Here is a 9,504-nt window from a genome sequence, read left to right as displayed (position 1 = left end):
CGTGTTATTCGTCAATTTGTGAAAGAAAAATTAGAGCTGATTATGCGGGAAGAAATCAAACATTTCCTCGAAATCGAACAGGCTCGAACACCGAATAGGAGAAACGGCTGCTATCTCCGTTGTGTTCGGAAAAAAGATCAATTCGAAATGGCGGAGGACCTGAAACTCATTTATCGTTCTCCGAATAAAGAAATCGCATTGGAGATGTTTCAACAGTTTCAATCCAAATGGTCTCACAAATACCCAAGGGAAGTCCAATCGTGGGCAAATGAGTTGGATGTCCTTCTCACCTTTATGGACTATCCGAGCAGTATTCGAAGTGTGATTTATACAACCAATGCCATTGAACGAACGATCAAAGAGATTCGGAAACGTCTAAAGCCGATGAACAGTTTGAGCAGTTTAGAAGCCGCGGAAAAAGTCGTGTATTTGACCATCCAAGATTTTAATGAGAAATGGGCAGGGCGAAAGTTAAGAGGATTTGCCGAAGCACAGGAAGCCCTCGAGCGAATGTTTGAAGAACGTTACAATTAACCAAATAATGTAAATATCAAACCAATACGATAAGGGGATTCTCCCTTTCTGCGCAATAGACTGAATATTCAGTCCCTCGTGTGGAGGAAACTAGTCCCCTATCCATTCCAAATCCATTTCAGAGATACCCTATCTATCTTGCATTACACAAAATTCTTGACGGTACCTATTATAACTGATCATATTATAGTTGACTAATATAATATGTTGATTTAGCTTTATAAATTGACAATATTTTGAACAATTTATTATTACGCTGAATATGTCCACCCCTTATGATATATTAGTCATGTCTAATGTTATAAGAGGTGACAAGGATGAAATATAAGGGAATGATTGTTTTACTTCTGCTCACTTTGATCATTTCGGCTTGCAGTTCCAATAAAGAACAATCACATCAAGAGCATTCTTCCAATGGGGATTTGCAAGAAAAAACTGCTTCTGCTGACGTTTTACCGACCTTTTTGAAAGGTCAAAGTGAAGAGGTCCGCTTGGTATATCAAGCTGCTGGCAAATCAATAGAGTTGTTACAATGGATTCCTTGTTATTGCGGTTGTGCCGAGAGTGCGGGACATAAAAGTAGTATGAATTGCTTTGTCAAAAAAATCAATAAAGATGGTTCTGTTGTCTGGGATGACCACGGTACTCGTTGTGGTGTTTGCTTACAAATCGCAGCGGAATCCATTAAAATGAAACAAGAAGGTAAGTCTATAAAGGAAATTCGCCATTACATTGATGAAAAGTACAAAGAAGGTTACGCAAAACCAACTAAAACTCCAATGCCTTTATAATAAACAAACCTCACTTTTCCGAAAACGAAGGCTTTACAATCCTCCCACGGTGGAGGATTTTTTGTTTTCTTAAGGCATATTTTATAAGTTTGGCAGATATAAAAGTAAAGACAACTTAGTACAAGGGGGATGATGGATGAACTCACTTTGGCTTTTAGGGTTTTCTGCTTCTGCTATTGGAATGTTATCTGGCGGAGTGATTGCTTGGTTGTTTAAAGGCTGGCAAAAAGGAACGCCAACCATTTTTTCAGTATGTAGTGGTATGATATTTGGACTGGTCACGATGGAAATTTTGCCTGAAAGCATAGAAATTGGAGGTTGGTTTATTGCTATTGTCGGATTGATTTTTGGTTATTTTATTTATAAGCATCTAGAAAAGGTTTCCCATCATGTGATCATTATTACCAATGACGCTAAAAAAGACTTATTTGTACATTCTGGTCTATTTTTAACATTCAGTATTGCCCTACACAATTTTCCAACAGGCATCGCACTTGGAGCCAATACTCACGATTCATTGACTAAACCAATGATGACTGCGATTATGCTTCACAATATTCCAGAAGGTATTGCTGTTTTTACTCCCTTGCTGATGGCTGGGTTTGGAATTCTCAGCATCATACTTGGGGCAACCATAGCCTCCGCCCCCATAGGAGTTGGAGCATTCATCGGAAGCAATTACGGAATGGGGGTTCCTTGGTTAGTAGCAATGATTATCGCATTGGCGATGGGGGTAATGCTTTCCGTGACGGGAAAAGAAATTTTTGGAACAGCTTTACGCGCATCTACCAAAATATACTGTGTTATCATGGCTATAATCGGTTTTATATTGGTTTCATTTTACTTGTTTTTTCTGTAAAAAACTTGAGGATAACGTCATACGGGAACTTGAAGAAGAATTTACAAAAGATGTGCTGATATTCGAAAGGACAGCTCACTGCTGTCCTTTTTATACCCTTAAATCGCCATGTTGCAAGTCCGATTTTTCCACCTGAACGGTTGTCATCATCCTCCTTCCATTCATTATGAGCTAAATAACCCATTTTCATGAAAAAACATTTCCTAAACTTGACAAAAAAATGAATATAAAATATGATACATACATATGAACATATGCTCATATATAATAAATAAAGTGAGGGGAATCATCATGAAGATGGAAGACCATTCTTTCTTAAAATCTGAAACCATTGAAAATGTATCGCGAATATTTAAGGTATTAGCCGATCCAACACGAATCAAAATTCTTTATTTGTTATCGCAAGAAGAGTGCAATGTCAATCACATTGCAGAAGTGTTGGAAATGTCTCAATCAGCCGTTTCCCATCAACTTAGTATGTTACGAAATCTGAGACTGGTTAAGTATCGCCGTGAAGGAAAAACACTGTTTTACTCCTGCGATGACGAACATGTTATTTCATTATTAAAACAAGCCATTGACCATTCTGAACATCATTAAGGAGGTATTTTATCATGCATCATCATCACCACCATCATTCTCACGACCACCATGGTCATCACCATCACCACGGACATCACCATGATCACAGTAGAGAAGGAAATAAAAAAGGGCTTACAATTGCCCTTCTCATTACCGCTGGAATTATGTTGTTAGAGTTTTTCGGAGGTTTAATCACAAACAGCCTAGCCCTTCTTTCTGACTCTGGTCATATGCTTAGTGATGCTAGTTCACTTGTTCTTAGCTTAGTGGCAATTTGGTTTGCCACCAAACCAGCTTCCCCCAATAAAACGTATGGCTTTTATCGTTTTGAAATCTTAGCCGCTTTGTTTAATGGAGTTACCTTGTTTGTTATCGCTGGATTTATTATTTGGGAAGCAATTGAACGTTTTTACAATCCTCCAACCGTGGCTAGCGGCTCTATGATGCTGATTGCGTCCATTGGACTTTTTGCCAATCTTTTAAGTGCCTGGGCGTTAATGAAAAAAGGGGATGTAAAAAATAATGTCAATCTGCGTAGTGCCTATCTTCATGTGATCGGTGACGCTTTGGGTTCCGTAGGTGCTATCATCGCTGGGCTTGTCATGTGGCTCTTTAGTTGGTATGTCGCTGACCCCATTATTTCCATTTTGGTTGCCTTATTAATCTTGAAAGGCGCTTGGGGAGTGATTAAACATACGGTTCACATTTTGATGGAAGGAACGCCAATTACCATTGACCAAAATGAAGTGAAAAAAGCCTTAGAAAGTATTGAAGGAGTGATTAACGTTCACGACCTTCATATTTGGACAATTACTTCAGGGTTAGACTCATTAAGTTGCCATATTTTGATTGAAGATCATCAAGACAGCCAAAAGGTTTTACAAGAAGCGATCCATTTTATTGAGGACCACTTTAAAATTCAGCATGCAACCATTCAAATTGAAACCTCTCAAATCCATCACGGGGAAATGAAAGTTTAATCCTTTTCAGAAGAGAGGTGATAAAATGCAACACATCGTTGATGTTCTGGTTATCGGTGCTAGTCAGGCAGGACTAGCGATGGGATATTATCTGAAACAAAATAATATATTGTTTGCCATTGTTGGCAAGGAAAATCGAATCGGAGATGTTTGGAGAAACCGATATGATTCCTTAGTTCTTTTTACTCCTCGCTGGTTCAGTTCTTTGCCAGGAATGGCTTTAAAGGGTGACCCGAACGGATATCCAACCAAGGATGAAATTGCCGATTATTTAGAGGATTATGCTCAAAAATTTGAATTACCTATTCATCTGAACACAGAAGTCATTTCCCTTCAAAAAGAAGATGAGATTTTTAAAGTTACAACCAATAATGGTAATTATGTGGCAGAGAAAGTGGTTGTAGCAACGGGTCCTTTCCAAAAGCCATACATTCCACCATTTGCAGAAAGCTTATCCGATAAAGTGTATCAAGTGCATACATCCCGTTATTTGAATCCATCTCAATTACAAGAAGGCTCTGTTTTGGTAGTCGGTGCGGGAAATTCAGGGGCACAAATTGCTGTTGAATTGTCCGAAGACAGAGAAGTTTATTTATCTGTAGGTCATAAAATGAAGTTCTTTCCACTTGAAATAATGGGTAAAAGTATTTTCTGGTGGTTTAAAAAATTAGGTTTATTAAATGTCCATATCAACAGCTCGTTAGGTCAGTTTATCAGTAAGCAAAGTGACCCTATTTTCGGTAAAGAACTGAAACATTTAATACAAGAAGGCAAAATTAAAATTAAACCCAGAACAGAAAGTATTTTAGGAGATGTTATTTCTTTTGCAGATAACAGTCAAATTCAAGTTCAAAATGTCATTTGGGCAACTGGATTTTATTCTGATTACAGTTGGATTCAAATTCCGAATGTTTTAGACCATAGAGGAAAGCCCATTCACCAAAGAGGGGTAACTTCTGTGAAAGGATTGTACTTCTTGGGATTGCCGTGGCAGTATCGAAGGGGATCTGCTCTTATTGGAGGAGTGGGTGCCGATGCAGAGTATTTGATAAATGATATTTTAAACCATTGAAGGTGCTTGCAATGTTGTGGTTAGAACTTTTTATAGCCCTTCTAAGCTTAGCGTAAGTGGGAGAGTATTCATTCAAACATAAGCTTCAAATATCATTAAATGGTTTGAACAAGGTCAGTACCTTGTTCAATATTTTAGCGATCTTAAACTAACAAACGATAAAAGTTTCCATTGACTAAAAAAGTTTCTGATGTACAATTTATTTAGGCAACATTTTCTTTGCTCTTACATATATCTAATTCTAAGTTGTAGGAGCAAATTTTTTTACCCCAAAAGTTTCCTTAATGCAAAATATTTAGCGAAAACCAATCATGAGGTGATCATCATGAGTGAAAATATAAAAAAACTGCCGTTAGTCGTTGAGGAAGGTTGGAGAAAGAAACGGACACAACCAACATTGCCCGAAGTATATAGAAGTTTGCGTATACCAAAAACGGGTTCTTGGATGAAAAAGTTTCTTGCGTTTGCTGGACCAGGATACTTAGTTGCCGTGGGGTATATGGACCCGGGAAACTGGGCGACTGATATCGCAGGAGGTTCCCAGTTCGGATACACGTTGCTTTCCGTTATTTTGCTTTCCAATTTAATGGCAATATTGCTTCAAGCATTGGCTGGCAAGTTGGGAATTGTAACGGGAAGGGATTTAGCCAAGCTTGTCGCGACCATTACAGCAAGCCTGTAGCAATGATCTTATGGGTTTTATGCGAGTTGGCAATCGCAGCTTGTGATCTAGCCGAAGTGATCGGTTCGGCAATCGCTTTGAAATTGTTGTTTGGCATTCCGTTAATATATGGAGTGATTATTACAGCTCTGGATGTACTGGTCGTATTGCTATTACAGAATAAAGGGTTTCGTTATATTGAAACGTTGGTAATTGTTTTAATTCTAACCATTGGTGCTTGCTTTGTGACTGAAATCTTTCTTTCTAAGCCAGATGTAGGTGGCATATTGAAGGGATTTGTTCCAAGCCCAGAGATTATTAACAATCCATCCATGCTCTATATTGCAATCGGTATTTTAGGTGCAACCGTAATGCCTCATAATCTTTATCTGCATTCTTCCATTGTGCAGACACGTCAATACGAACAAACCAGCTCGGGTAAACGACAAGCGATCAAATATGCCACTTGGGATTCAACCATTGCACTCTTTTTCGCTTTATTTATTAATGCATCTATCCTTATTGTTTCTGCTGCTACATTCCATAAAGCAGGAATGAAAGATGTTGCGGAGATTGAAGATGCTTATCACTTGCTTGCTCCACTGCTTGGAACAACACTTGGAAGTATTTTATTTGGAGTTGCTTTGTTGGCTTCTGGTCAAAACTCCACATTAACAGGAACCTTAGCTGGTCAAATTGTGATGGAAGGTTTTCTAAACATTCGCCTTCCTGCTTGGTTAAGAAGGCTGATCACTCGATTGATTGCCATTGTCCCAGCCGTTGTTGTAACTGCTCTTTATGGCGAAAGCGGAACGGCTCAATTACTTATTTTGAGCCAAGTTATTCTTTCTTTACAGCTCTCTTTCGCGGTAGTGCCTCTCGTTCAATTCACTAGCGATAAAAAGAAAATGGGCGAGTTCGCAAATCCATTATGGTTGAAAGTTCTTGCTTGGATGGTAGCGATGGTGATTATCAGCTTAAACGCATATTTATTGTTCCAAACATTCTTTGGTTAAGAAATAGTAAACCTCATTATCTTTTTGCGGATAATGAGGTTTATTGTTTTTAGCTAATAGAATTTTTTGATGTAGCTAATTAAATGAAATGCCTGGTAAATATTAGGTTGATTTTTTACATCCAATTCTTTTTTGTTTTTCATTCAAATAAATGTTTGAATAATAAAAGAAATGAGGTATAATATATTCAAACGGAAATTTGAATATGAAAGGGGGATAATGAATGAGTAAGAAAGATACATGTGAAATTTATTGTTATGACGAAGAAAAAGTCAATCGAATACAAGGGGAATTGCAAAAAGAAGATATATCCAGTGTTGTCCTGTTGTTTAAAGCACTGGCAGATGAAAATAGGGCAAAAATTGCCTATTCACTTTGCCAAGATGAAGAGTTATGTGTATGTGATATTGCCAATATCATTGGGGCTTCTGTTGCAACCACTTCCCATCATTTACGGACTCTTTATAAACAAGGGATTGTAAAGTATCGAAAAGAAGGAAAGCTAGCATTTTATTCGCTGGATGATGACCATATTAAGCAGTTAATCATGATTGCGTTAGCACATGATAAAGAGGTGAAAGTCCGTGTCTGAACAACAAGCAAAATTATCTAAATCAGAAGCGAAAACCTACCGTGTTCAAGGATTTACTTGTGCAAACTGTGCGGCAAAGTTTGAAAATAATGTAAAATCATTGCCAGGTGTTCAAGATGCTAAAGTAAACTTTGGAGCATCTAAAATTACCGTTTGGGGTACAACAACCATCGAAGAATTAGAAAAAGCAGGAGCTTTTGAAAACTTAAAGGTTCGGGAAGATAAAGAAAAAGCAGTCAAGCGTGAACCTTTTTGGAAGCAAAAAGAGAACATTAAAGTGTATATTTCCGCCGTTTTGCTTGTGATCAGTTGGTTTTTAGGGAAGCAATACGGAGAAGAGCATATCTTTGCGACAATTGGATATGCTGCAGCAATTTTAATCGGTGGATATTCGTTATTTATAAAAGGTTTCAAAAACCTAGTTCGATTGAATTTTGATATGAATACGCTGATGACAGTGGCGATTTTAGGAGCTGCAGCGATTGGTGAATGGGGAGAAGGTGCAACGGTTGTTATTCTATTCGCCATTAGCGAAGCCTTAGAGCGTTATTCCATGGATAAAGCTCGTCAATCCATTGAATCGTTGATGGATATTGCTCCAAAAGAAGCATTAATTCGTCGCGGAAATGAAGAAATGATGGTCCCTGTTGACGATATTCAAGTCGGAGATATTATGATCGTAAAGCCTGGTCAGAAATTAGCGATGGATGGAATCGTCATCAAGGGTACATCTACGCTAAATCAGGCTGCCATTACGGGAGAAAGTGTTCCAGTAACCAAAACAGTCGGTGATGAAGTCTTTGCAGGAACATTGAATGAAGAAGGGTTATTGGAAGTAAAAGTGACAAAACGAGTGGAAGATACAACTCTTTCGAAAATCATCCATTTAGTGGAAGAAGCTCAAGCAGAACGAGCACCTTCTCAAGCGTTTGTAGATCGTTTTGCCAAATACTATACACCAGCCATTATCATTTTTGCTCTTTTACTAGCCGTTATTCCTCCATTATTTATGGGTGCTGATTGGAGCGAATGGATTTATCGAGGTCTAGCTGTATTAGTGGTTGGTTGTCCGTGTGCGTTGGTTATTTCCACGCCTGTTTCGATTGTAACTGCCATTGGAAATGCAGCGAAAAACGGTGTGTTAATTAAAGGTGGTATTTATTTAGAGGAAGCAGGAAACTTAAAAGTGATTGCTTTTGATAAAACAGGAACATTAACAAAAGGTATTCCTTCCGTCACCGATGTAGTCACTTATAATGGCAATGAAAATGAACTAATGACCATTACAGCAGCCATTGAAAAAGGCTCACAACATCCACTTGCTTCCGCCATTATAAGAAAAGCAGAAGAAGATGGATTGAATTTTAATGATGTATCGGTTGAAGAATTCCAATCCATTACAGGTAAAGGGGTCAAAGCCAAAGTAAATAACGCAATGTATTATGTCGGAAGTCCAGGTCTTTTTGAAGAACTTCTTCCAAATGGCATCCAATCAGAAATAAAAGAACAAATTACAACCCTTCAAATACAAGGGAAAACGGTCATGGCATTAGGAACGGAAAAAGAAATTCTGGCGTTAATTGCCGTGGCAGACGAAATAAGAGAATCATCCAAAGAGGTTATTCGAAAACTTCATCAAGTCGGTATTGAAAAAACGGTGATGCTGACGGGAGATAACCAAAGAACAGCCGAAGCCATCGGAAAACAAGTCGGTGTTTCCGATATTAAAGCCGATTTACTTCCAGAAGATAAACTGAATTTCATCAAAGAGCTTCGCGACAAGTATCGAAGTGTTGCGATGGTTGGAGATGGTGTGAACGATGCACCAGCTCTTGCAGCTTCAACCGTTGGTGTGGCAATGGGTGGTGCTGGAACCGATACAGCCCTTGAAACAGCCGATATTGCTTTAATGTCTGATGATTTAAGTAAATTGCCATATACGATTAAATTGAGCCGCAAGGCTTTAGCAATTATTAAGCAAAACATTACCTTCTCTTTGGGCATTAAGGTGCTGGCGTTATTGTTAATTGTACCTGGTTGGTTAACGTTATGGTTAGCGATATTTGCGGATATGGGAGCAACATTAATCGTAACATTAAACAGCATGCGATTGCTAAATGTGAAAGAATAATGCAATAGTTGAAGAAGACACACAAAAAGACCGAATTTATTTCGGTCTTTTTGTGTGGTTTAAAAATCAACATTGAAATTTAACAAAGCCCTGATTAAAAACAGTCAAAACTAACAAAACAAATGACCTAAATTTTAGAGATCTTAATTAATTAAATGGGATTTTAATAAAAATGCTTGGCGCTTAAAGCCAAGCATTTCTTATTTTCCTAAAATTACTTAGGTAATGTCATAGGTATAACATTACCAACATATTTTTATTTTAAATAATTTTGAGCGGGGGAGAT

General features: G+C 38.0%; 8 protein-coding genes and 1 pseudogene. All 9 read left to right on the top strand.

Annotation, left to right across the window (positions count from 1 at the left end; genetic code table 11):
- Positions 1 to 534: transposase (locus tag GJ1_RS16590; RefSeq protein WP_066234837.1), on the top strand; the 534-nt coding region annotated here is incomplete at its 5' end.
- A 317-nt stretch (positions 535 to 851) separates the two neighbouring features.
- Positions 852 to 1,325, top strand: coding sequence for a PCYCGC domain-containing protein (locus GJ1_RS16585; RefSeq protein ID WP_011230081.1), 474 nt, complete (start codon positions 852 to 854; stop codon positions 1,323 to 1,325).
- Positions 1,326 to 1,461: 136 nt separating this feature from the next.
- Positions 1,462 to 2,184 carry a ZIP family metal transporter gene (locus GJ1_RS16580; protein ID WP_012749256.1) on the top strand — a complete coding sequence of 241 codons (723 nt, stop codon included), beginning with the start codon at positions 1,462 to 1,464 and terminating at the stop codon, positions 2,182 to 2,184.
- Between the two features lie 291 nt (positions 2,185 to 2,475).
- Positions 2,476 to 2,784: an ArsR/SmtB family transcription factor gene (locus GJ1_RS16575; RefSeq protein WP_011230084.1), complete on the top strand. Its 309-nt coding sequence runs from the start codon at positions 2,476 to 2,478 to the stop codon at positions 2,782 to 2,784.
- 14 nt (positions 2,785 to 2,798) lie between these two features.
- Positions 2,799 to 3,746, top strand: a complete 948-nt coding sequence (locus GJ1_RS16570; RefSeq protein ID WP_011230085.1) for a cation diffusion facilitator family transporter — start codon at positions 2,799 to 2,801, stop codon at positions 3,744 to 3,746.
- Between the two features lie 25 nt (positions 3,747 to 3,771).
- Positions 3,772 to 4,818 (top strand): flavin-containing monooxygenase, encoded by a 1,047-nt coding sequence (locus GJ1_RS16565; protein WP_011230086.1) that lies wholly within the window; start codon positions 3,772 to 3,774, stop codon positions 4,816 to 4,818.
- Positions 4,819 to 5,143: 325 nt separating this feature from the next.
- Positions 5,144 to 6,495: pseudogene (locus tag GJ1_RS16560) on the top strand (Nramp family divalent metal transporter).
- Positions 6,496 to 6,718: 223 nt separating this feature from the next.
- Positions 6,719 to 7,087 carry an ArsR/SmtB family transcription factor gene (locus GJ1_RS16555; protein ID WP_011230088.1) on the top strand — a complete coding sequence of 123 codons (369 nt, stop codon included), beginning with the start codon at positions 6,719 to 6,721 and terminating at the stop codon, positions 7,085 to 7,087.
- Entirely contained in the window at positions 7,080 to 9,218 is a 2,139-nt protein-coding gene (locus tag GJ1_RS16550) for a heavy metal translocating P-type ATPase (RefSeq protein ID WP_011230089.1), read from the top strand. Before GJ1_RS16555 ends, GJ1_RS16550 begins: the two co-directional genes overlap by 8 nt.
- The last annotated feature ends 286 nt before the right edge of the window (positions 9,219 to 9,504 follow it).

This window comes from Geobacillus jurassicus NBRC 107829, assembly GCF_001544315.1.
Lineage (GTDB): Bacteria > Bacillota > Bacilli > Bacillales > Anoxybacillaceae > Geobacillus > Geobacillus jurassicus.
Note: the sequence above shows the minus strand (reverse complement) of the source record. Positions and strands in the feature narration are given on the sequence as shown.